Annotated in this window: 22 protein-coding genes and 1 pseudogene; 13 read left to right on the forward strand and 10 right to left on the reverse strand. The window is 66.2% G+C overall.

The window, feature by feature from the left end; translation table 11 throughout:
* Window positions 1–2: 2 nt before the first annotated feature.
* Both KBZ13_RS09490 and KBZ13_RS09495 read right to left on the reverse strand, forming a co-directional pair.
* Complete coding sequence (locus tag KBZ13_RS09490; protein WP_255008581.1) at window positions 3–716, reverse strand: heme oxygenase (biliverdin-producing); 714 nt, start codon at window positions 714–716, stop codon at window positions 3–5.
* A gap of 496 nt (window positions 717–1,212) precedes the next feature.
* Window positions 1,213–1,926: a sulfotransferase family protein gene (locus tag KBZ13_RS09495; protein WP_255008583.1), complete on the reverse strand. Its 714-nt coding sequence runs from the start codon at window positions 1,924–1,926 to the stop codon at window positions 1,213–1,215.
* A gap of 704 nt (window positions 1,927–2,630) precedes the next feature.
* Between KBZ13_RS09495 and KBZ13_RS09500 the strand changes: the two genes are divergently transcribed.
* On the forward strand, window positions 2,631–3,377 hold the full coding sequence (locus KBZ13_RS09500) for an O-antigen ligase family protein (RefSeq protein WP_255008585.1): 747 nt from the start codon (window positions 2,631–2,633) through the stop codon (window positions 3,375–3,377).
* A 24-nt stretch (window positions 3,378–3,401) separates the two neighbouring features.
* Here KBZ13_RS09500 and KBZ13_RS09505 read toward each other — a convergent pair.
* Both KBZ13_RS09505 and KBZ13_RS09510 read right to left on the reverse strand, forming a co-directional pair.
* Window positions 3,402–4,435 (reverse strand): annotated as a pseudogene (locus KBZ13_RS09505) (glycosyltransferase family 4 protein).
* Window positions 4,436–4,445: 10 nt separating this feature from the next.
* On the reverse strand, window positions 4,446–5,159 hold the full coding sequence (locus KBZ13_RS09510) for a heme oxygenase (biliverdin-producing) (protein ID WP_255008581.1): 714 nt from the start codon (window positions 5,157–5,159) through the stop codon (window positions 4,446–4,448).
* A gap of 192 nt (window positions 5,160–5,351) precedes the next feature.
* Here KBZ13_RS09510 and KBZ13_RS09515 point away from each other — a divergent pair, with 192 nt between their 5' ends.
* Both KBZ13_RS09515 and KBZ13_RS09520 read left to right on the forward strand, forming a co-directional pair.
* Entirely contained in the window at window positions 5,352–5,603 is a 252-nt protein-coding gene (locus tag KBZ13_RS09515) for a type II toxin-antitoxin system Phd/YefM family antitoxin (protein WP_255008587.1), read from the forward strand.
* A complete protein-coding gene (locus KBZ13_RS09520) occupies window positions 5,600–5,992 on the forward strand; it encodes a type II toxin-antitoxin system VapC family toxin (RefSeq protein ID WP_255008589.1) in 393 nt (130 codons plus the stop codon). Before KBZ13_RS09515 ends, KBZ13_RS09520 begins: the two co-directional genes overlap by 4 nt.
* A gap of 11 nt (window positions 5,993–6,003) precedes the next feature.
* On the opposite strand, the gene KBZ13_RS09525 is transcribed toward KBZ13_RS09520, so the two are convergent.
* Entirely contained in the window at window positions 6,004–6,447 is a 444-nt protein-coding gene (locus KBZ13_RS09525) for a hypothetical protein (RefSeq protein ID WP_255008591.1), read from the reverse strand.
* A gap of 69 nt (window positions 6,448–6,516) precedes the next feature.
* Between KBZ13_RS09525 and KBZ13_RS09530 the strand changes: the two genes are divergently transcribed.
* From KBZ13_RS09530 to KBZ13_RS09555, 6 genes are all read left to right on the forward strand, one after another.
* The gene (locus KBZ13_RS09530) at window positions 6,517–7,962 is read left to right on the forward strand and encodes an NADP-dependent isocitrate dehydrogenase (protein ID WP_255008743.1); all 1,446 of its coding nucleotides are present in this window, start codon (window positions 6,517–6,519) and stop codon (window positions 7,960–7,962) included.
* Between the two features lie 23 nt (window positions 7,963–7,985).
* On the forward strand, window positions 7,986–9,398 hold the full coding sequence (locus tag KBZ13_RS09535; protein WP_255008592.1) for a (Fe-S)-binding protein: 1,413 nt from the start codon (window positions 7,986–7,988) through the stop codon (window positions 9,396–9,398).
* 108 nt (window positions 9,399–9,506) lie between these two features.
* Window positions 9,507–10,049 carry a hypothetical protein gene (locus KBZ13_RS09540; RefSeq protein ID WP_255008594.1) on the forward strand — a complete coding sequence of 181 codons (543 nt, stop codon included), beginning with the start codon at window positions 9,507–9,509 and terminating at the stop codon, window positions 10,047–10,049.
* Window positions 10,050–10,104: 55 nt separating this feature from the next.
* Window positions 10,105–10,386 carry a putative quinol monooxygenase gene (locus KBZ13_RS09545; protein ID WP_255008596.1) on the forward strand — a complete coding sequence of 94 codons (282 nt, stop codon included), beginning with the start codon at window positions 10,105–10,107 and terminating at the stop codon, window positions 10,384–10,386.
* Window positions 10,383–10,769, forward strand: a complete 387-nt coding sequence (locus tag KBZ13_RS09550; protein ID WP_255008598.1) for a cupin domain-containing protein — start codon at window positions 10,383–10,385, stop codon at window positions 10,767–10,769. The genes KBZ13_RS09545 and KBZ13_RS09550 overlap by 4 nt, the downstream gene beginning before the upstream one ends.
* A 7-nt stretch (window positions 10,770–10,776) precedes the next feature.
* Entirely contained in the window at window positions 10,777–11,259 is a 483-nt protein-coding gene (locus KBZ13_RS09555) for a hypothetical protein (RefSeq protein WP_255008600.1), read from the forward strand.
* Window positions 11,260–11,297: 38 nt separating this feature from the next.
* On the opposite strand, the gene KBZ13_RS09560 is transcribed toward KBZ13_RS09555, so the two are convergent.
* Both KBZ13_RS09560 and KBZ13_RS09565 read right to left on the reverse strand, forming a co-directional pair.
* Window positions 11,298–12,629, reverse strand: a complete 1,332-nt coding sequence (locus KBZ13_RS09560; protein ID WP_255008601.1) for a cation:proton antiporter — start codon at window positions 12,627–12,629, stop codon at window positions 11,298–11,300.
* A gap of 49 nt (window positions 12,630–12,678) precedes the next feature.
* A complete protein-coding gene (locus KBZ13_RS09565; protein ID WP_255008603.1) occupies window positions 12,679–14,067 on the reverse strand; it encodes a four-carbon acid sugar kinase family protein in 1,389 nt (462 codons plus the stop codon).
* 14 nt (window positions 14,068–14,081) lie between these two features.
* Here KBZ13_RS09565 and KBZ13_RS09570 point away from each other — a divergent pair, with 14 nt between their 5' ends.
* A complete protein-coding gene (locus KBZ13_RS09570) occupies window positions 14,082–15,308 on the forward strand; it encodes an FAD-binding oxidoreductase (protein WP_255008605.1) in 1,227 nt (408 codons plus the stop codon).
* On the opposite strand, the gene KBZ13_RS09575 is transcribed toward KBZ13_RS09570, so the two are convergent.
* Window positions 15,287–16,114 (reverse strand): galactose mutarotase, encoded by an 828-nt coding sequence (locus KBZ13_RS09575; protein WP_255008607.1) that lies wholly within the window; start codon window positions 16,112–16,114, stop codon window positions 15,287–15,289. The two genes, KBZ13_RS09570 and KBZ13_RS09575, sit on opposite strands and share 22 nt — an antisense overlap.
* A 6-nt stretch (window positions 16,115–16,120) precedes the next feature.
* Window positions 16,121–17,008, reverse strand: coding sequence for an alpha/beta fold hydrolase (locus tag KBZ13_RS09580; protein WP_255008745.1), 888 nt, complete (start codon window positions 17,006–17,008; stop codon window positions 16,121–16,123).
* A 51-nt stretch (window positions 17,009–17,059) separates the two neighbouring features.
* Between KBZ13_RS09580 and KBZ13_RS09585 the strand changes: the two genes are divergently transcribed.
* A complete protein-coding gene (locus tag KBZ13_RS09585) occupies window positions 17,060–17,362 on the forward strand; it encodes a hypothetical protein (protein ID WP_255008609.1) in 303 nt (100 codons plus the stop codon).
* A 4-nt stretch (window positions 17,363–17,366) separates the two neighbouring features.
* Here KBZ13_RS09585 and KBZ13_RS09590 read toward each other — a convergent pair whose 3' ends face one another.
* Window positions 17,367–17,909 (reverse strand): methyltransferase family protein, encoded by a 543-nt coding sequence (locus tag KBZ13_RS09590; protein ID WP_255008611.1) that lies wholly within the window; start codon window positions 17,907–17,909, stop codon window positions 17,367–17,369.
* A gap of 146 nt (window positions 17,910–18,055) precedes the next feature.
* On the opposite strand from KBZ13_RS09590, the gene KBZ13_RS09595 reads away from it, so the two are divergent.
* Window positions 18,056–20,485, forward strand: a complete 2,430-nt coding sequence (locus KBZ13_RS09595; protein WP_255008613.1) for a phosphoketolase — start codon at window positions 18,056–18,058, stop codon at window positions 20,483–20,485.
* A gap of 14 nt (window positions 20,486–20,499) precedes the next feature.
* Window positions 20,500–23,004 (forward strand): glycogen/starch/alpha-glucan phosphorylase, encoded by a 2,505-nt coding sequence (locus KBZ13_RS09600; RefSeq protein ID WP_409995640.1) that lies wholly within the window; start codon window positions 20,500–20,502, stop codon window positions 23,002–23,004.
* The last annotated feature ends 1 nt before the right edge of the window (window position 23,005 follow it).

Here is a 23,005-nt window from a genome sequence, read left to right on the forward strand (position 1 = left end):
GCTCAGGCGGCCACGACCTCAGTGCTGCCGGTGCGCTGACGGCGGGTGAGGAAGCCGAACAGCACCTTGCCGATGGCGGCCACCAGGTTGCCTTCGAGCTCCTGGAACATGGTCATGTTCAGGTGGAACGCCTCATTGGCTTCCTCAACGATGCGATCGGCCGTGGCCTGGTCGATCGGCAGCTGATCGAGGGTGGCGCGGTAGGTGACCTTGAAGGCCTTCTCGTCGTCGATGGCCTCGAACTCGTAGAAGTTCAGGCCATCAGTTTCGCCCAGGTTCATGGCCTTCTGGGCAATGTTCTTGAGGATCTGGCCGCCAGAGAGATCGCCCAGATAGCGGGTGTAGTGGTGGCCCACCAGCAGCTCGGGCGACTCAGCCGCCACTTGGTGGAGGCGGGCCACGTAGGCGGCCGCCGCGGGTGAGGGCTTGATCTGGTTGCGCCAGTCGGGGCCGAAGTAGTAGGCCAGGTCGGCCTCGAGGCTCTCGCGGCGGTTGAGCTGCTCAAAAGCCACCGGACCCACCACGGGATGGTTCTTGAGCTTGCCGATTTCCTCCTCCATCGCGGCGTAGACGAAGTAGAGGTCGGCCACAAGCTTGCGGTAGCTGGCCTTGTCAACGACCCCCTTGAGGAAGCAGGTCACGAAACCGGTGTTCTCGGCCATGGTGTGGGACTTCTTGGTCCCTTCACGCAGTTGGGTGGCAAGGGCGACGGTCATCGTCGAAACGGGCGCTCGAAAACGCGGCATGGCAGACGTTCAAAGCTACGCGGGGGCTTCCGGTGACCGGCGGCAAGGTTGCGAAGGGTTACGCGCCAGCCAATCTCCTCGAACGGATCGGTCTACCGGTCGACCAATCGATCAGCTCAAGGGTCGTCCCACCAGTCTTGCCAGAAGGCCAATGAAAATAAGATCGAAGACGCCCACTGTCAACGACACGCCGAGCAGCACAAGCAGACCTCGCAGCCGCTGTCTGGGCAGGTAGCCAAGGAGCGCGCTGATCTGGTACGAGGTGGCGCTGTTAAGCAACCTGCCCTGAGGGAGACGCACTCTGCGTCGGAATCGTGAATCCGGGCTACTGCCTACAGAGCCAGCCCTTTGGTACTGCCCACCCGTGGATTCACCGAAGCCAGAATAGTTAAAGTCGTATAGTTAGTGGTACCCGGCACAACCACCTCCCGATCCACCACGAGGCCAGCCAGAGAACCGTTCGACCTCAGGCCAGGGGTCCGGCCGTGGATGCGGGCCACGGGTAGCCGCCAATTTGGTAATCCTGCCCATACAGTCGGTTCACCCGCGCACGCAGCCCCGGAGTGAAGAACACATCGAGCCTGCTGGCAGCACCCTTCAGCTTCGCGGGCTTGCCCGGAACACTGAACTGGCGCTCGATCCTGTGGGGGCCGCTCAGATCAAGCCCGGTTGTTCGAAGACCGCGGCTGCCAAGCAGCGCCGGGAGCCATTGAGCAAGCTCCTCAAGCCGATAAATGGCATCGTATTGATCCGGAGGCAAAGCCAGCAGATCAACCTGAGGCCACCAGTGGGCATCATCGTGCAAGCCACCAGCCTCCAGGTAAGCGACAAAGCGAGCGAATCCTTCAGCGCTAGCATCACCAAAGCCGCCAGCGCTGCTATAGCGATGGGAGTGGCCAGAGCCAACTTTTTCCAAAAAGGCAGAAAGTATCCGTGCTTCCGGATGCCGCATCACAGCAAAATAGAAGCAGCGCTGAAGCCGCAACAACTCGATGGGTTGCTTCAGCACTTGTCTAATGTTCATGCCAATTGCAATGGCATCATCCTTAGCCCTATGATAGGGCTGGAGCGGATTTGCAGGAACCCCGGCAATCGCATCTCTAAGATACAAAAGCATTGAGGAATTGCCACTTTTCTTAATACGATTATAAACAAGTCCCTGTCTAGGGTAAAATACCAAGCTGTGGGCAGTGCTTGGATTGCATCCCCGGCGTCCGCTGAGAGCATTGAACAGCCTTGCCGCTAGCCGATCCTTGATCCCTATTTCGCGGCCTTTTCCGATACGGATTGATCTCGGAGGCTCCCATTCATTCTGCATTCGTTTTCCCACACCTGGCTCGTATCTACACCAACACGATAGGCTCTATTGTGAGCGGTGTTCTCATGGCTCCTGCGCACAGCCACTATATCAGATACTTCACCGCAAGCATCAGCGATGAACCGCCGATGGATTGTTAAACTTGCTGAAGCAGCATTGCTGGCTTTGGCGATCACGGCCATTTGACTGATGCCAGATGAGCCGCAGATCAGCGCTGCACTGACCACCGCGTGGGTTCTCGTTGGCCTATGCGGACAAGCAAAATCAAGGATCTGGGCATTTGCGGTAGGTACAATCATACTACTGAATTTGCGAGGAATTGTGCTGAGTGAAGGCCCACGGCCGGTTTCCCATATGGATTACGTGCTTCTGATTGCAGCTTTCCTGAGCGGCCAGGGCAAGAGCCTGTGATTATTGGCGGTTGCAGGCAACAAGCCTCTGCCTGGCAGTCGCCACAGGAGCCGCGCTGAACATGAATCGTATCCTAGTCCATATCCTCGCCAGCGATATCGAAGGATTCAAATTAGGGGTTTTTACTGATTAACCATACGGCCCTGCTGTCAGGCTTGGCTGCCGTTGCAGGTGCGGCGGCTTTCCAGCTGACCAAGAACCAACCCATCCGCCTGCTGATCGGACTGGGCACATTGCTCTATACAGTCATGGTTCTTGGAACCCAGTCAAGAGCCGGACTGGGTCTCATTCCCATCACCCTGATCATGGGATGGGCACTGCGCCATGGCGCAATGAAACGTCACTGGAAAACCTTCAGACTGAAAGGCCCAGAGGCGGCTGTATTAGCTGGCACCTCAATCGTTCTTTTAGGTGTTTTCATTCTTCGCGAAACTCCCCAGATTCAAGAGCTCACAAAGGCAGCCACCGAGCTCTACGGAGAAGAAAATCTTATTAGTGACCAAGGCCGGATCGATCTTTGGCGTTGCTATGCAAGTCTACCTTTCAGTGGCAACAATCGCTTTCTTTTTGGGGCAGGCTATGGCAAGGCTCGCCAACTCTGCCAAATATTCCTACCTGGTCACGATCGACCGCTGACTCATGCTCACAACCTACCCCTGCAAATCTGGGCCAAATCTGGCACCCTGCCACTTGCGGCGCTGCTAGTTGCGCTTGCAACTCTGGGGCTTCGGCTATGGCGTCGACTACGCTTTAACGCCACCATCACGGGTCTAACTGCACTTTTCATGTACGCACTTTTATTCAACCTCCTAGAGCTAGGCATGCTCAAGGTGCGGTGCCCCTTCTCACAGCGTTGTTTGGCCATCTACTATCGACTGCTCTTGCGGAACAACCGAAGCTAGGCGCCGAACGCGATGCAAATGCGGTCAAAGTAAACCAAGTTTGCTTAGAAGTACATCCTTGAATAGACGAAAACGCAACGCACGGGGTGATGGAACCTTAAGCATGCTGGAGCGCTGGTTCAGAACCCGGTGCCAATGATGCCTGATCTGCTCAAGCCCCAACCGCCAACGCTGCAACAGAACTTCCTCGCCCACTTGCTGAAGCAATGTCTCCAATTCAGCGACCGCAGGCTGCCAGACCGTTGGCTCCGCAACAGCCGCCACAATCCGCCGAGATCCACCTCCAGCGTGCCGCAGCCGATCTGATGGCCCACCACCCCTGGATCCAGCAAGTCTGCCAAGGCGTTGTTATGGCTGCTGAACACCACACAGCCACTGGCCATGGCCTCCAGGGGCGGCAGTCCGAAGCCCTCGCTCACCCCCCGGCCGCGCCAGTAGTCGGCGGAGTCGTAGAGGTAGACCCTGGCGGAACGGAACAGATCCACCAGATCCTCCACCCAGCCGCTCTGCACCTCCACCCGTAGCCCCCGGGCCCGTAGCGCGGGCACCAGCTGCCTGAGCACATAGGCGCTGCTCTTACGCGCCTGCACCAGCACGTCGATCGGCCGCCGGGCGACCCGGGCAGGATCGCGCACGGCGCCGTCGTCGCCCCAACGGGGCTCGATCGCATTGGGCACCAGAAACAACGGGTTCCGCGGGGCCCGATCGCCCCAATAGCCCAGGGTGTTGGGGCTCACCGCCAGCACCGGCACCCCGGGGGGGAGATCGAAGCCATAGCCGCTGCTGTGGGCGTGGTAGGCGCTGGGGCGGCCCCGCAGACGCCGCAGCAGCTTGGGCACGTCGAACCCCCAGCTCACCACCCACAGGGCCTGGCCGGGGCTTGGTTCGTTGCGCAGCAGATCGGGAAGAAACGGCCTGCCCGGCTCCCGGCGCCGGTAGGTGACCAGCTCAGACCCCGTGAGGGCCCCTACCAGGCGGGCGGTCTGCAGTTCCACCTGCAGGCCGCCGCAGCGGAACTTCCCCGTGGTGCCGGGGACCAGAAAGCGGAGCGGACGCAAAGCCGGGCGCTCAGGCGGCCACGACCTCAGTGCTGCCGGTGCGCTGACGGCGGGTGAGGAAGCCGAACAGCACCTTGCCGATGGCGGCCACCAGGTTGCCTTCGAGCTCCTGGAACATGGTCATGTTCAGGTGGAACGCCTCATTGGCTTCCTCAACGATGCGATCGGCCGTGGCCTGGTCGATCGGCAGCTGATCGAGGGTGGCGCGGTAGGTGACCTTGAAGGCCTTCTCGTCGTCGATGGCCTCGAACTCGTAGAAGTTCAGGCCATCAGTTTCGCCCAGGTTCATGGCCTTCTGGGCAATGTTCTTGAGGATCTGGCCGCCAGAGAGATCGCCCAGATAGCGGGTGTAGTGGTGGCCCACCAGCAGCTCGGGCGACTCAGCCGCCACTTGGTGGAGGCGGGCCACGTAGGCGGCCGCCGCGGGTGAGGGCTTGATCTGGTTGCGCCAGTCGGGGCCGAAGTAGTAGGCCAGGTCGGCCTCGAGGCTCTCGCGGCGGTTGAGCTGCTCAAAAGCCACCGGACCCACCACGGGATGGTTCTTGAGCTTGCCGATTTCCTCCTCCATCGCGGCGTAGACGAAGTAGAGGTCGGCCACAAGCTTGCGGTAGCTGGCCTTGTCAACGACCCCCTTGAGGAAGCAGGTCACGAAACCGGTGTTCTCGGCCATGGTGTGGGACTTCTTGGTCCCTTCACGCAGTTGGGTGGCAAGGGCGACGGTCATCGTCGAAACGGGCGCTCGAAAACGCGGCATGGCAGACGTTCAAAGCTACGCGGGGGCTTCCGGTGACCGGCGGCAAGGTTGCGAAGGGTTACGCGCCAGCCAATCTCCTCGAACGGATCGGTCTACCGGTCGACCAATCGATCAGCTCAAGGGTCGTCCCCCTAGTCTGATACCAGACTTGGTGCTGAGCAGATGACCACCTTCAGCGCCCAAGAGGCCAAAACCCACTTCGCCGCCTTGCTCGATCGGGTGGAACGGGGGGAAAGCCTGGTGATCAGCCGACGCAACAAGACCATTGCCGAACTGCGTCCGCTGGCAAGCCCCCTTCCCAGCGCACCCCGTCAACTCGGCCAAGCGGTGGATGCGGGTATCCCCATCCCGCCCAGCTTTTTTGAACCCCTTCCCGATGACCTTCAGGCCGCCTTTGAAGGCCTGGTCCCATGAAGCCAGGCCTGCTGCTCGATAGCTGCACCTTTCTTTGGATGCTGCGAACGCCTGATGAGCTTTCGAGCAAGGCCCGAGACGCGCTTGTCGATCCAAGCAGACCCCTTTTCCTCAGCGTGGTGAGCGAGTGGGAAATGGTTCTCAAAGCCCAGGCCGGACGACTTCCGTTTCCCGAGCCCCCTGCCGCTTACATCCTGCGGGAGCGCTTACGCCATGGCATCGAAACCTTGCCCTTGCAAGAAGGTGCGCTCACCCATCTCAGCAAACTGCCCGACCATCACCGCGATCCTTTCGATCGCATGCTCATTTGTCAGGCGATCGAGCACGGCCTTGAACTGGTGACCTCGGACCGAGCCATCCAGCTCTATCCGATTCGAGTGCTCTGGTGAGCCCTGGCCTTTCAGGCCGCCAAGCGCTCGCCCTCAAACAGCTCAAACAGCTCCCGGCAGAAGGTCTGCAGCTTGGTGACCACGGCGGCCTCGGGCAAGAGACTGCCGTTGGGTTCCCAGGCGCCCACGGTGGCCAGGCGCCACTGCTCGCCGTGGAAGGTCATGCCGCTGATCAACACCCCCAGAAGCCGCGGACGCTCGGTCGATCCGCGCTCCGGTCGCTGGGCCAGGCGCAATTGCACCAGCAAGCTGCGGCACTGCAGCCGGGGGCTCCAGCCGGGGAAGTGGAAGGCCAGGTCGATCGATTCCCGCTCCTGAAACTGACGCGTGAGCGGGTCATCGCGCCAGGGGTTGAGGTTGGCCTTGGCGGCGGGGAACTGCTGACGAAACAGGCCGGCCGCCGTGGCGATCGCCTGGGTGATCTCCAGGGTGCGTGCCTGATCCGCCGCGTTCATGCCGTTTCCCCTGAGCAGAACGGGGTGAATGCGCAACCTAATCTCGGCGCTCCGCAACTGCTGGCGTCGATGGCGATCACCGAACAGAAGGCCTACGAGAAGCTCACGCCCCCCACCAACGGCACGGCGATTCGCTTCGAGAACGGCCAACCGATCGTCCCAAGCGACCCGATCATTCCCTTCATCCGCGGCGATGGCACCGGCGTCGACATCTGGCCCGCCACCCAGCGGGTGCTGGATGCGGCGGTGGCCAAGGCCTACGGCGGCGAGCGGCGGATCGAGTGGTTCAAGGTTTTCGCGGGCGACGAGGCCTGCGAGCTCTATGGCACCTACCAGTACCTCCCCCAGGACACGCTCACGGCAATCGAGCAGTTCGGCGTGGCGATCAAGGGCCCGCTGACCACGCCGATCGGTGGTGGCATCCGCTCACTCAACGTGGCCCTGCGCCAGATCTTCGATCTCTACTGCTGCGTTCGCCCCTGCCGCTACTACGAGGGCACCCCCAGCCCCCACAAGCGGCCGCAGGATCTCGATGTGATCGTCTACCGGGAGAACACCGAAGACATCTACATGGGGATCGAGTGGGCCTCCGATGACCCGGTGGGCATCGAACTGATCCGCCACCTCAACGACGAGGTGATCCCCGCCAACGGCAAGCTCAAGGGCCGCCGCATCCCCGAAGGGGCCGGCATCGGCATCAAGCCGGTGAGCAAATTCGGCACCCAGCGCCACGCGCGCAAGGCGATCCAGCACGCCCTTGGCCTCGAGGGCGCCAAGCGCCACGTGACCCTCGTGCACAAGGGCAACATCATGAAATTCACCGAAGGTGCCTTCCGCGACTGGGGCTACGAACTGGCCACCACCGAGTTCCGCGACGTCTGCGTGACCGAGCGCGAGAGCTGGATCCTCTCCAACCTGGAGCGCAACCACGGCCTCACGGTCGAGGCCAACGCGCGCATGATCGAACCAGGCTACGACAGCCTCACCCCCGAGAAGAAAGCGGCGGTGGATGAGGAGGTGAAGGGGGTGATCGAGGCCATCGGCGAGAGCCACGGCTACGGCAAGTGGAAGAGCATGGTGCTCGTCGACGACCGCATCGCCGACAGCATCTTCCAGCAGATCCAGACCCGGCCCCAGGAGTATTCGGTGCTCTGCACCCTCAACCTCAACGGCGACTACATCTCCGACGCCGCCGCCGCCGTGGTGGGGGGCCTGGGGATGGCCCCTGGCGCCAACATCGGCGACAACGCGGCGATCTTCGAGGCCACCCACGGCACGGCCCCCAAGCACGCCGGCCTCGATCGCATCAACCCCGGTTCGGTGATCCTGAGCGGCGTGATGATGCTCGAATACCTGGGATGGCAAGAGGCGGCCGATCTGATCACCGCCGGGATCAGCGCCGCCATCGCCAACGGCGAAGTCACCTACGACCTGGCGCGGTTGATGGAGCCCCGGGTGGAGCCGGTGAGCTGCTCGGGCTTCGCCGAGGCCGTGGTGCGGCACTTCGGGGGGTGAAGCAGCGGGGCAGACTGGCTCCTATGAGCGCCCCACTGCCTGCCACTGAGCTGCCTGCTCCTGCCCTGTCAGCCGCGTCCCCGGCGGCCCCGGCACTGCCGGCCAACCCGGCCAGCGACCCCTGCGTGCACTGCGGCTTCTGCCTGCCCAGCTGTGCCAGCTACCGGGTGCTGGGCACGGAAATGGATTCGCCCCGGGGGCGCATTCACCTGCTCAAGGCGATTGAAGCGGGCGAACTGGAACTCGATGCCACGGTGGCGGGCCACTTCGATTCCTGCCTGGGCTGCCTCGCCTGCGTCACGGCCTGCCCCTCGGGCGTGCGTTACGACGAACTGATCGAGGCCACCCGGCCCAAGCTCAACGCGCCGGAGCTGCGCAGTCCCGGCCAGCGCCGCTTTCGTCAGCTGCTGTTTGCGCTGCTGCCCTACCCCCGGCGGCTTCGGGCGCTTCTGACGCCGCTGCGCCCCTACGCCGGCACACCGCTGCAACGACTGGCGCGCTCCAGCGGCCTCACCCGGTTGCTCGGGCCGGGGCTCGAGGCGATGGAGCGGCTGCTGCCGCCCCTGGCACCCGAGGCGTTCACAGATGATTCCCCCCTGGTGGTGCCCGCCCAGGGCGAGCGGCGCCACCGGGTGGGGCTGGTGCTGGGCTGCGTGCAGCGGCTGTTTGATCCCGAGGTGAACCGGGCGGCCATCGAAGTGCTGAGCGCCAATGGCATCGAGGTGGTGATCCCCCCGGCCCAGAACTGCTGCGGGGCCGTCACCCACCACCAGGGGGAACTGGAGCAGACCCGGCAGCTGGCGGGGGATCTGATCATCGCCTTCGACGCCGTGATCGGCCCGGGCAAGCCGGCGGGGAGTGAACCCCTGGATGCCGTGCTGGTGGCGGCCTCCGGCTGCGGCCACACCCTCAAGGCCTATGACCGCCTGCTGGCGAACGAACCCGCCTGGGCCGCCCGCGGCAGCGCCTTCGCCGCCCGGGTCGAAGACATCCAGGAATTTCTGGAACGCGTCGGCCTGAGCAAGGAGGCCATGGCGCGCCTGCAGCCCCTGCGCCACGGCGATGGCACACCCGCCAGCGCCGAGCGGCCTCTGCGGCTCGCTTATCACGACGCCTGCCACATGCTCCACGGCCAGGGGATCTCCGAGCAGCCCCGGGCGTTGCTGCGGCGCATCCCCCACGTGCAGCTGCGCGAGGCCACAGAAGCAGGGGTGTGCTGCGGCAGCGCCGGCATCTACAACCTGGTGCAGCCCACCGAGGCCGCCGAACTGGGCCGCCTCAAAGCCCAGGATCTCTCCGGCACCGGCGCCGACCTGGCGGTGAGCGCCAACATCGGCTGCACGCTGCAGATCCGTCAGCACATGGAAGGCACCGGGCGAGCGATCGAGGTGCTGCATCCGATCCAACTGCTGGCACGGAGCCTCGCAGGCAGCTGAGGTTGGTGGGGGTGACGGAGGAGTCCCCTGGTGAGGCTGTGAAGGGAGGGGAGGCGCGATTGACAGCCTCCGGCCCCCTGCGCAGGATGAGCGCATTGGGCCCTATCCATGCGCCGCAAGCCCACCGAGGACTTCCTCCTGTTCCTGTTCGGTGGGGCCCTGTTCGCCGCCGGCATCGTGCTCTTCACCAGCCAGGTGATGGTGGGCTCCCAGGGGTCGTTGGGGTTGGGGGGCTGGTTCGGAAGGGGCTCGGCCGGCCGCGGAGGCAGTTTCTTCGGTGGGCTGATGGGCTTCGACAATGGCCAGGGTTTCGGTCTGCTGATGGTGCCCCTCGCCATCGGCGCTGCCCTGCTCCTGGCCGGCACCTACCGCAAATTGGCCTGGCTTCTGATCGGGGCCACCTCCGCCGCCCTCGGGGTGCTGGTGCTCCAAAGCCTGGTGTTCAGCTTCCGGCCCACCAGCCTGTGGAGCCTGCTGGCGATGGTGGCCATGGTTGGTGGCGGCGCCGGCCTGATGTTCCGCTCCCTGCGTCAGTACCCCGACCAGGAACGGGAGCGCAACCGCAGCGATCTCGATGACCTGCGCAGCGAACTCGACCGCCTGCGCCGCCAGCTCGATGACGGGCCCGAGGGCCCCGGCCAACAGGATTGAATCCCGCTGAGGCCTGCGCTGGCGCTGCTTGACTCAGGGGCTACGCCCAGCGCCCATGCCCCACGTGCTGATCCTCCATGCCGTGGAGAGCTATCCAGCCTGGAAGCGGATCTTCGATGACGCCGCCAGCATCCGCCGCAAAGCCGGGGAACGCAGCTATCAGCTGCTGCGGGAGGCCTCCGATCCGAACCACGTGATTCATTTCTCCGCCTGGACCTCGCTCGAGGCGGCGCGCGCCTTCTTCGAATCGCCGGGACTGGTGAAACTGCGCCAGGAGGCCGGCGTGCATGCCCCCACCTTCCTCTACCTCGATGAAATCGAGCAGGGCGATCTGTGAAAAGCACCACGGTGAAAAGCATCAGCCCATATGGGAACGTCTACGCCGAAGACCAACGCCACCGCTGGACGCCGGTGGCGGGGCTCGAGCACCAGGCCGAGGAGCTCACCTTGAGCCTTGCTCCCGCCACCGGCGAGATCACGCGCCTGACCCGCTTCCACCCAGGCGCTGATACGGCCGCCTTCGGCGCCAAGGTGCATGCATACCCGGAAGAGGTGTTCATCGTCAGTGGGCGGCTGTTCGATGCGGCCTTCGGGATCTGGCTGGAGGCCGGCCACTACGCCAGCCGCCCGCCGGGTGAGGTCCATGGGCCCTTTCGGACCGATCAGGGTTGTGTTGTGTTGGAGATCTCGTTCCCCCAGCGCGCCGCCCCCGACTCCTGATCCAGCCATGGCCGCTCCATCCCCCTCAGCTGTCCTCAGGGCCCTGGTCACGGTGGGCGGCCTCCTGGCCCTGGGCCTGCCCACCGACCTGCTGGCCAGCCCAACCAAACAGCCCGGATCCGCCGCCACGCCCCTGCCCGCCCAGATCTGGAACGACTGCGCCCCCTGGGACGGGGCCGCCTTCACGGTCACCATGCCCTGGCCCGCCCGGCCCAACCGACCGGCCGCCACGCTCTCGATCGCGATCTGGAAGGGGCCCAACCTGAGCGAACCGAGTGCGTTCGACTTCCCTGCCGACGCCAGGATCGGCTCGATCACCCTGCAGCCAAGACCAGGGGTGGACGGCCTGCTCAAGGGCCGCGTCAGCTTCCGATCGGTGCTTCCGGGCCAGCCGGTGCTGGGAAGCTTCGACCTGGTGAGCCCCATGGGTGAGCGGGTGCGGGGCCGCTTCCGGGCCACTTGGGTGACACGCCAAGCGCTTTGCGGCTGACGGGGGCCTCAAGCACCCCGATCAGGCCCGGCCTTGCCTCAGGCCAGCTGCTCAGCGGGGGCGGGTTTGATCACCAGCCGCAGCAACACCGGCGCCAGGAAGGTGGTGCCGATCACCATGAGCAGAATGGCCGCCTCCAGGGCAGGCGTGAGCAGGCCGGCCTGGGTGCCGAGCCCAAGGAAAATCAAGCCGACTTCACCCCGGGGCATCATCCCCAGCCCCACCACCAGCCGGTTGGTGGGTTCCTTGCAGAGGTAGCTCCAGCCGGCCACCACCTTGGTGACCACCGCCACCGTCAGCAGGAAACCGGCCACGATCAGGCCCTCCCGGTTGGCGGGATCCATCGGATTGAGCACCGACAGGTCCATGGTCGTGCCGATCAGCACGAAGAACACCGTGGAGAACAGGCCGACCAGAGGTTTCACCGCCGCCTCGATCGCCTTGATATGGCGGGAGCTGCTGAGGATCAGGCCGGCGGCGAAGGCCCCCAGGGCCGCCTCCAGGCCGATCGCCTGGGAGGCGAAGCAGGCCACACACAGCACCAGGAAGGAGGCCACCACCACCTCACCGGGGGCCTTGAGCTGATCCAGCGCCCAGTCGAACAGGGGAGCGGCCGTGCGGCTGAGCACCAGTGACACCACCACGAACACCACGGCGGCTAGGCAGAGCTTCACGATCGGCCCGATCGCCACGGTGCCGCTGGCGGCCAGGGCCACCACCACCGCCAGGATCACGATGCCGAGAATGTCATCGAGCACGGCCGCACCGATCACGATCTGTCCCTCCTTGGTGCGCAGGAACTTGAGTTCGCTGAACACACTGGCGGTGATGCCGATGCTGGTGGCGGTCATCGACGCTCCAGCAAATACAGCCGGAATCAGCGGCACGTGGAAGATCCAGAGCAGGCCAAAAGTGCCGATCGCGAAGGGCAGCACCACCCCCGTGGTCGCCACGGTGAAGGCCTGGGTGCCCACCGCCATCAGCTCATCGAGATCGCTCTCCAGGCCCGTGAGGAACAGCAGCGAGAACAGGCCGATGGTGGCCACCGCCTGCAGGTTGGGGAAGGTTTCGGCATAGAGCTCCCGCACCTCCGTGGGGCCCAGGTGGGCCAGGGACGAGATGGTGTTCACGAACCAGGAGCTGAGCTCACCCTGGGTTTCAGGCGGCAGGATCAGGTGCAGGCCCGAGAGGCCGATCAGCACCCCGGCGATCAGTTCCCCGAGGATCGTGGGCAACTGCAGCCGCACCAGCACTTCCGCCAGGGCGCGGGCGGCAATGAAGATCAGCACGAAGCGGCCAACCCCGATCAGGGTTTCGGCCACCTCGATCTCGTGGCTGCCCACCTCAAGCAACAGCGCTGGAAAGGTCATGAAGTGCTTGCAAAGCCGGCTGCCCGGGCCCGTACGGATGGGCGTGACCCTAGGTGCTTCCGGCTGGATCGGATTGATCCCAGTGGACGTCGCGGGCGCTGGCCATGTGCCGCCAGGCCATGACCAGGGTGGCGGCCTCGCCCAGGTTCCCCGGGAAGGTGAGCACCGGCAGCAGCGGGAAGCGGGGATGATCAGCCGACAGCCACACCAGGGAAAGCCCCGGCAGCAACTGACCCTCCAGCCGCACCGCCGCCGCATCCAGCCCCTCGGCCAGCAGGGTCTGGGTGGTGATGCCCCCCTTGCTGATCAGATAGCTCAGATCCTGCGGCAGGGCGGCGGCGATTCGGGCCATCAGCGCCGCTAGCGCCTCACCGAAGGCCCGGCGTTCGGCTTCGTCGACACAGCTGGCTTCACCGCGGCTGGTGAACAGCACAGGGGTACGGCCCTGCCGGCGCAGGCTTTGCATCGCCTCCAGGAGCTCCGTCTCAATCCCCTCACCGGGCGGTCTCCCCTGGCGCAGGTTGTCGAGCACGCGTTCCACCGGCAACTCGACACCGCCGCAATCGGGTTCCGCCAGCAGGGCTGCCAGCTGCTCGTCCGCCAAGGGCACATGGGAGCCCACCAGCACCGCCCCCGGGGCGGGGCCACGCCGCAACGCCGCCAGGCCAGCAGCATTAAGGGGCTGGGGCGTCAGGGCCGCCAGGGCCCGGATCAGCCCCGCCGCCGACTGAATCAGCAGGCGCGCTCCGGTCTCCTGGGCGGTCCAAACAGCCGCGGCCAGGGCCTCCAGGTGCTGGGGCCGCTCGGCATCGGCCACCACGAACGGGTTGCCGCGCAGGCTCAGGAGTGTGTCAGCCAGGGCTCGGGCTCCTGCGGGGCTGGCGATCGCCGCTTCCAGCTCGGTGCGGCCGATCCGCCGCACCGCCGCAGCTGGCACGCGGCCGCCCGTCTTTTGCTCCACCCAGTCCGGCAGGAAACTGCTGCTGTAACCGAACAAGCGGTCGCGGCCGAAGGGTGTGCTGTGCACGGGCTCCCCCTGCAACAGGTGCACCCCGTCCACCGTGGTGCGTCCCCCCTCCAGGAAAGCCGGCACCAGCAGGGTGGCCTCAAACGGACCCAGTTCAGCGGCGATCACCTCCACCTCCAAGGGGAAGTGACCCCGCAGGGTCGAATCTCCCCGACTCACCAGCAGCCAGTCCTGGAGACCCGCCTCCTGGCGGGCCGCCTCAAGCGCCCGGCAGATCTCCCGCACCCGCTCGGCCACCTGCTCGGGCGGCAGGGCTCGGGTGTCGGTGAGTAAGAACAGCAACGGCGAGGGATCGTTCAGAGCTTCCACCAACGCCGGCTGGTCCCAGCGCAGCAGCAGTGGGCAGCTGTGAACCGTCTGGGAGCCTGTGGGGTCGTCGTCGAAAACGACGATCTTCGGGAGCGCTCGCATGGCACCATCGTGCCGTGATCACCCCGGATCCCAGGGAGTTGCCGGAGCTGGTGCGCCAGCTGCACGCCGAGGCCACCCCCTGGCTGCCCGCCGGTCACGGCAGCCGCCTGCATTGGGGTCCGCCCAGCCCGAAGGCCACCGCGGTCAGCTGCCGGCGGCTGGATCGGCTGATCGACCACGCCGTCGGCGATTTCACCGTCACCGTCCAGGCCGGTCTGGGGCTCAAGGAGCTGCAAGAAGCCCTGGCGGAGCGGCAGCAGTGGCTCGCAATTGATTGGCCCTGGGGCAGCGGCTCCGATGGCAGCGACTCCGGCAGCGTCGGCGGTCTGGTGGCCCGGGGCCTGGCCGGTGGTCTGCGGCACCGCCACCTGGGGGTGCGCGACCAGGTGATCGGCATTGGCCTGCTGCGCAGCGACGGCATTGCCGCCCACGCCGGCGGGCGGGTGGTGAAGAACGTGGCGGGCTACGACCTGATGCGCCTGTTCACCGGAAGCTGGGGATCCCTGGGCCTGATCACCGAACTCACCCTGCGCACAGCGCCCGTGCCGCCCCAGCGCCGCGGCCTGCTGCTGCTGGGGGAAGGCGAGGCCCTGGAGCGCCTGCGCCGCTGGCTGCTCAGCTCCAGCCTCACCCCTGAACTGATTGACCTCTGGGGAGCGGCGCTCACAGCCCAGACGGGCCTGGAGCCAACCCCGGCGCTGCTGCTCAGCCTGGCCAGCGTCAGCCCCGAGGCCCTGGCCGAGCAAATCGCGGCGGTCGCCGCCGAAGCCCGCGCCCAGGGCGTTTACCCCCAGCCCCTCGACAGCGAGCGCCTCGAGGCCCTGCGGGCCCTGGGGCTGGGCGATGGCCTGCTGAGCCAACCAGCCCCCAAAAAAGAGGAGCGCTGGTTGCTGCGGCTGGGGGTGCTGCCCGCCCACGGCGCCGAGCTGCTGGCCCACCGCCTGCTTCAGGCGGTGCCGCTGGCCCTCGGGGCCGGCAGCGGCCTGGGGCTGGCCTGGGCGCCGGCGGGCGCAGGTCTTGGTCAGCTGGCGCCCTACCAGGTGCAGGAGCTGCGGCGGCGCTGCATCGATCTGGGCGGCTATCTCACGGTGCTGGAGCAGCCCGAGGGGGCGGAACTTGCCGCCTGGGGGGACGCCCCCGATCGGCTTCTGATCGAAGCGCTCAAGCGCCAGTTCGACCCCCTGCAGCAACTGGCCCGGGGCCGGCTGCCAGGGGTGGCTCAGGCCGGCGTCAGCCTGTAGCGGGTCAGCAGATCCAACGCTTCTCCGGGAGCCAGTCGCTGCAGCCGGTCGCCACTGAGCAGGGCGCCACGGGGGGCCGTCCAGGGCTCCAGGCAGACCATCGGCCGGGGCGGATCGCTCCAGACCACCACCAGATCCAACGGGGCCGTGGTCTCCAGGCTGATCGCCTCGCCCCTTGCCGTGTCCAGCAGTCGCACCTGCTGCGTCGGGGCAGCCAGCAAGTCCACCCCCTGCGGCAAGCCCTCCAGCAGTTCGGCGCTGGTGGCCGGCTCCATCGTGAGCTGGTTCACCACCTGCTCAGGCAACCCCTCGATCCGCGCCTCTTCCAGGGACGTGACCTGAAAATAGGGATGGAGCCCGAAGCTGAACGGCAAGGGCTGATCCCCCGGGTTCTCCACCCGGACCCGGATCTCCAGCGCCGCACTCTGGGGGCGCACCTCCAGGCTCAGGCGGAAGGGATGGGGAAACAGGGCCAGGGTGCTGGGGTCGTCGCACAGCTGCAGCCGCACCCCCTCGCCGTCCTCCAGCAGCGCCAGCGACCAGGGCCGGTCACGGGCGAAGCCGTGCTGGGGCAACGGGTGATCCGGCAGGCCGCCGCAGATCGGAAACAGCACCGGGATGCCGCCGCGCACCGAGAGGGCCGGATCGGCGAAACGCGCCGCATCGAAATAGAGCCGCTCGCGGCCGGCGCTGCTCCAGCCCGTCACCAGGCCGCCCCGTTCAGGCACCAGTAGCAACTGATCGCCCGTGGCGGGGTGGGTGTAAGTCCAGTGGGGGTAGGGCTCGGCGCGTTGGCTGAGGGGCATGGGGGATCAGGGTGAAGGGGGCAGTGGACGCGGATCCTGGAGCTCGGCCAGCCAGCCCAGCAGCTCCTTGTTCACCACCGCCGGCACCTCATCGTGGGGGCAGTGGCCCGCCTCCAGCAGCACCTCACGGGTGCCGGCGGGGGCATGGGCGAGGAACCGGGCCCGACGCCCCTCGGCGTTGATCCAGGGATCCTTCAGGCCCCAGATCAGCAGCAAGGGCGCCTGGAGCTGCTCAAACAGCCCATCGAGGGGCTGGCCGCGGGGGATGTCGAAGACGGTGCGGAAGACCCCAAAGGCACCAGGATCCCTGGAGGGCCGCCGGATCGCTTCCACCAGCTCCGCATCCACGTTGGTGCGATCCACATACACCTGGTTGAGGGTGCGGCGGATCGTCGCCGGCCGGCGCAGGTTCTCGAACAGCAGCCGCTGCAGCACAGGGCTGCGCAGCAAGGCCGAACCCACTGTGGCCCGGGCGATGGCGCCCCAGCCCTGCGGCTCCCGTTGTTCGGCGCTGAACGGGCCGGCGGCGTTGAGCAGCACCACCCCCGCCGCCAGCTCGCCCAGGGCCACCGCGGCCGCGAGGGCGGAGTAGCCCCCCAGGGAGTTACCCACGAGCACGGTGGGGCGGCCGATGCACTCGCGCACGTAGGTCGCCAGCTGATCGCGCCAGAGGTCGCCGCCGTAGGCCAGTCCCTCCGGCTTGGCGCTGCGGCCGAAGCCGAGCAGGTCGATGGCGTGCACCTCGTGGCGCTCCGCCAGCACCGGGATGTTGAAGCGCCAGTGGTCCGTGGAGGCCCCGAACCCATGCACCAGCAGCAGGGCAGGCCCCACCGGGGCGTCCGGGGTGCGAGACAGGCTGAACACGGAATGGTCCAGATACGACCAGGGGGCCATGGAACGGCGCAAGGTCGTCGATGCTAGGGAGCTTCCATCGCAGGCCACCCCGTGCCCGACTGGTCCCCCCTGCTGCCGGGCTCGGCGCTGTGGGCCCTGGCGCTCTACCTGCCCCTGAGCGCCCCCCTGGCCCGCTTCGAGCAGGCCCTGGGGGAGGGCCCATTGGATGAGCGGCTCCAGCAGGTCGCCTTGATCCTCAGCAGTCTCGCCCTGGCCCTGGTGGTGGGGTTGCTCACCGACCTGGCCGTGAGCTGGGCCCTGGGACCCGCCTGGGCCAGCAGCCTGGGGCTGATGGCGGTGCTCGCCGGCCTGTTCTGGAGCCTGGCCAACCGGGAAAACGATCAGGATCCCTGAAGCCTCAGGCGCGCCAGTCGAGCCAGGGCAGCCCCGGCACGATCGCCGCCGTGGAGGTGCGGTAACCGGCGTAATCCGGGTGTTGGAGCAGCAGCTGCCGCTCCTCGCGCCGGGCCTTGCCGCCAAGCACAGCGGCCAGGGCCAGCAGCAGCAGCAGGTGCAGGACGCTGCCGAGGGCCAGGGCCATCCCCAGGGCAGCGATCAGAACGGCCTGATAGAGCGGGTGACGCACCCGGCCATAGGCCCCCGTGGTCACCAGGGGCGCCCCGGGCATGGGGTCCGGCAGGGGGGTGAGGCTGGGCCCCAGGTTCAGGAAGGCGCGCAGAGCTTGCGCCAGTCCGACGGCCACGGCGCCGGCACCCAGCAGCCGCAGGGCCAGGGGCCACACCAACCCAAGGGCGGCCGGGGGTGGAAAAGCTGGCAGCAGCAGCAGCAGGGCGATCAGCAGCAGCTGGGCCAGCAGCCACCACTCCCCGCGGCGGTTGTCCAGCCAGCCGCCCCAGCTCAGGCCCCAGCCCCTGAGGGTCTCCGGCAGGGGATGGCTCATCGCGGGGCCAGGCGGCTCTCTCCACTCTGACCAGCCCCGAAGGGGATCGCTGCGGAGGGTTGGTGTCGAGACCCTGGCTTGTGATGCTCCATGCCCGTCCCTTGCCGAACTCTGGCTACGGTCCGACGGTCCGGCGCCGCGACCCTATGGAACCCCTCACGATCGAGGTCGACCCGCAGAGCCTGGTTGACCCCGGCGCGGAGGAACTGGCCCTGATCGACGCCTGGTGGCGGGCGGCCAACTACCTGGCCGTGGGAATGATCTACTTGCAGGACAACCCCCTGCTACGGGAGCCGCTGCGGCCCGAGCACATCAAGAACCGGCTGCTGGGCCACTGGGGCTCCAGTCCGGGTCAGGCGTTCATCTGGGCCCACGCCAACCGGATGATCCGCCGGCACGACCTGGACATGATCTACCTGTCGGGGCCGGGCCATGGAGCTCCGGGGGTGCTGGGCCCCACCTACCTCGATGGCAGCTACAGCGCGGTCTATCCCGACAAATCCCAGGACGCCGATGGGATGCGGCGCTTCTTCAAGCAATTCTCCTTCCCCGGCCACATCGGCAGCCACTGCACCCCCGAAACCCCGGGCTCGATCCACGAGGGGGGCGAACTGGGCTATGTGCTCTCCCACGCCTGCGGCGCGGTGTTCGACAACCCGGAGCTGATCGCCCTGGCCTGCGTCGGTGACGGGGAGGCCGAGACCGGCCCCCTGGCCACCTCCTGGCACATCAACAAGTTCCTCAATCCGATCAGCGATGGCGCCGTGCTGCCGGTGCTGCACCTGAACGGCTACAAGATCGCCAACCCCACCCTGCTGGCCCGCATCGGCCATCAGGAACTGGAGCATCTGATGCGCGGTTACGGCTGGAATCCGCTGTTCGTGGAAGGGCACGAACCGGAGGCCATGCACCGGGCGATGGCCGCGGCGATGGATCAGGCGGTGGGGCAGATCCTGGCCATCCGCCAGCAGGCCCGCTCCAGCGGTGAGGCCTTCCGGCCCGCCTGGCCGATGATCGTGCTGCGCTCCCCCAAGGGCTGGACCGGTCCGACGGAACTCAACGGCAAGAAGCTGGAGGGTTTCTGGCGCTCCCACCAGGTGCCGCTGCCGGCGCCGAACAAGGATCCCGAGCAGTTGCGGATGCTGGAGGACTGGCTGCGCAGCTACCGGCCCGAGGAGCTGTTCGACGCGGGCGGAACCCTGATCCCGGAGCTGCAGAGCCTCTCACCGGCAGGCGGCCGCCGCATGGGCTCCAACCCCCATGCCAACGGCGGCCAGCTGCGCCGCAAGCTGCAGCTGCCGCCGATCTCCCACTACGCCGTGCCGGTGGATCAGCCCGGCCAGGAGGAGGTGGAGAACACCGCGCCGCTCGGGGCCCTGTTGCGCGACACCATTGCCCGCAACCCCGATTCCCTGCGGGTGTTCGGGCCCGATGAAACCGCCTCGAACCGGCTGCAGGCGATCTACGAGGTCAGCAAGAAGGTCTGGATGGAGGAACTGCTTCCGGAAGACGTGGGCGGCGGCGAACTGAGCCGTTCAGGTCGTGTGGTGGAGATGCTCAGCGAGCACACCCTGGTGGGAATGATGGAGGGCTACCTGCTCACCGGGCGCTACGGCTTCTTCCACACCTATGAGGCCTTCGCCCATGTGATCGCCTCGATGTTCAACCAGCACGCCAAGTGGCTGGAATCCTGCATCCACCACGCCCCCTGGCGCGCCCCGATCGGCCCCTGGAACTGCCTGATTTCCAGCACCGTCTGGCGCCAGGACCACAACGGCTTCACCCACCAGGACCCGGGCTTCATCGACCTGGCCGGGAACAAGAGCGGCGAGGTGGTGCGTGTGTATCTTCCGGCCGATGCCAACTCCCTGCTGGCGGTGGCCGAGGAGGCCTTCCTGGAAACCAACGTCTGCAACATCATCGTTTCCGACAAGCAGAAGCATCTGCAATACCTCTCCCTGGAGCAGGCCCAGCGGCATGTGGCCAAGGGAATCGGCCTCTGGGAGTGGGCCAGCAACGACGACCGGGGCACCGAACCCGACAACCCGGATGTGGTGATGGCCTGCGCCGGCGACATCCCCACCAAGGAGACCCTCGCCGCCGTCGAGATCCTGCGCAGCGAAATTCCGCAGCTCAGAGTCCGGGTGATCAACGTGGTCAAGCTGTTTGCTCTCACCCAGCCGAGCGAGCACCCGCACGGGCTGAGCGACCGGGATTTCGACAGCCTGTTCACCACCGATCGGCCTGTGATGTTCAACTTCCACGGCTACCCCTGGTTGATCCACCGGCTCACCTACAACCGCACCAACCACGCCAATTTCCACGTTCGCGGGTACAAGGAAAAGGGCAACATCAACACCCCTTTGGAGCTGGCGATGAACAATCAGATCGACCGCTTCAACCTGGTGATCGACGTGATCGACCGGGTGCCCTCCCTGGGCTCCCGCGCCGCCCACGTGAAGGAACGCATGAAGGATCTGATCCTCGAGAACCGCGCCTACGCCCATACTCACGGCATGGACAGCCCTGACGTGACCGACTGGCGCTGGAACCCCGCCCTGGAGGATCGGCTTTGAGCGACACCCTGCCCATGGAGCTAAGGCTGCCCACCCCGGGCTGCAACGCGGACACCAACCGCAACGGCCTCACCGCTGACGACGTGTTCGCCGGCATGACCGAGCACCTGTTCTTCAGCCTCGGCAAGCTCGCCCCCGCCGCCAACCACCACGACCTCTACATGGCCCTGAGCCATGCGGTGCGCGACCGGCTGATGACCCGCTACCTGGCGGGCATCGAGGCGATCAGCGCCACCCCTAAGCGGGTGGTGGCCTACCTCTCGGCCGAGTTCCTGGTCGGGCCCCAGCTGGGCAACAACCTGTTGATGCTGGGCATCCAGGAGCAGGCCAGCGAAGCCCTGCGCCGCTTCGGGGTGAATTCCCTGGAACAGATCACCGAGATGGAGGAGGAACCGGGCCTGGGCAACGGCGGTCTCGGTCGCCTGGCGGCCTGCTACCTGGAATCCCTCTCCAGCCTGGAAATCCCCGCCACCGGCTACGGCATCCGCTACGAGTTCGGGATCTTCGACCAGCTGATTCGCGATGGCTGGCAGGTGGAGATCACCGACAAGTGGCTTAAGGGGGGCTGGCCCTGGGAGGTGCCCCACCCGGACCAATCCTGCTTCGTGGGCTTCGGTGGCCGCACCGAGAGCTACCAGGACGACCTGGGCCACTACCGCGTGCGCTGGATCCCGGTGGAGCATGCTATCGGCATTCCCCATGACGTGCCGGTGCTGGGCTACCGGGTCAACACCTGCAACCGCCTGAGGCTGTGGCGCGCCGACGCCGCCGAAAGCTTCGACTTCTACGCCTTCAACATCGGCGACTTCTACGGCGCCGTCGAGGAGAAGGTGGGGTCGGAAACCCTCTCCAAGGTGCTCTACCCCAACGACGGCACCGACGAGGGCCGCCGGCTGCGGCTCAAGCAGCAGCACTTCTTCGTCAGCTGTTCCCTGCAGGACATGCTGCGCAGCCTGGAGCGCCGCGGCCTGCCGGTGACGGACTTCCCCAAGCACTGGACGGTGCAGCTGAACGACACCCATCCGGCGATCGCCGTGGCCGAGCTGATGCGGCTCCTGATCGACGACAAGCGTCTGACCTGGGATCAGGCCTGGGAGATCACCAGCCAGTCACTGGCCTACACGAACCACACGCTCCTGCCCGAAGCGCTCGAGAAATGGGGCCTCGACCTGTTCGGCAGCCTGCTGCCCCGCCACCTGGAGCTGATCTTCGAGATCAACCGTCGCTTCCTGCAACAGGTGCGCCTGCGCTTCCCCGGCAACGAAGCGATCCTGCGCAAGGTGTCGATCATCGATGAGGAGGGTCGCAAGGCGGTGCGCATGGCCCACCTGGCCACCGTGGCCAGCCACCACGTCAATGGGGTCGCCGCCCTGCACAGTGATCTGGTGAAAAGCCAGCTCTTCCCGGAGTTCGCCAGCCTCTGGCCCGAGAAGTTCACCAACATCACCAACGGCGTCACGCCCAGGCGCTGGCTGGCCCTGGCCAATCCACCGCTGGCCGCTCTGGTGAGCGAGGCGATCGGTGAGGGCTGGGTCGCCGACCTCGCTCAGCTGCGCCGGCTGGAGCCCCTCCAGCACGATCGGTCCTTCCTGGAGCGCTGGGAGCAGAGCAAGCTCGCCGGCAAGAAACATCTCGCCCAGTACATCCACCGCACCAACGGCCTGCTGGTGGATCCTTCCTCCCTGTTCGATGTGCAGGTGAAGCGGATTCACGAATACAAGCGCCAACACCTCAACGCCCTGCAGGTGATCGCCCAGTACCTGCGCATCAAGAATGGCCTGGCTGATGGTGAAGCGCCGCGCACGGTGATCTTCGGCGGCAAGGCAGCGCCGGGCTACTACATGGCCAAACTTATTATTCGTTTTATCAACGGCATCGCCGAAACAATCAACTCCGACCCTGACATGGAGGGTCGTCTGCGGGTGGTGTTCCTGGCGGACTACACCGTGAAGCTTGGGGAAAAGGTCTACCCCTCCGCCGATCTCTCCGAGCAGATCTCCACCGCCGGCCTGGAGGCCTCAGGCACCGGCAACATGAAGTTCGCCATGAATGGCGCCCTCACCATCGGCACCCTCGATGGGGCCAACGTGGAGATCCGCGAGCAGGTGGAAGCGGAGAACTTCTTCCTGTTCGGCCACACCACCGAGGAAATCGCCACCCTGCACGCCTCGGGCTATCGCCCCTGGGATCTGGTGCACACGATCGAGGAACTGCCGGAGGTGATTCGCCTGGTGGAGCAGGGGCATTTCAGCCACGGTGATGGAGATCTGTTCCGCCCGCTGCTGCAGAACCTCATCGGCCGCGATCCCTTCTACGTGTTCGCCGACTTCAGCGCCTACCTCAAGGCCCAGCAGGAGGTGAACCGGGCCTGGGCCGATCGGGAGCGCTGGAACCGGATGTCGCTGTTGAACTCCGCCCGCTCGGGCTTCTTCTCCTCCGACCGCTCCATCGGTGAATACGCCGAGCGCATCTGGCAGGTGGCCCCCTTCCCCGTCACCATCAGCTGCGATCTCGACTGAG

The sequence above is a fragment of the Cyanobium sp. ATX 6F1 genome (assembly GCF_024346315.1).
GTDB lineage: Bacteria > Cyanobacteriota > Cyanobacteriia > PCC-6307 > Cyanobiaceae > ATX-6F1.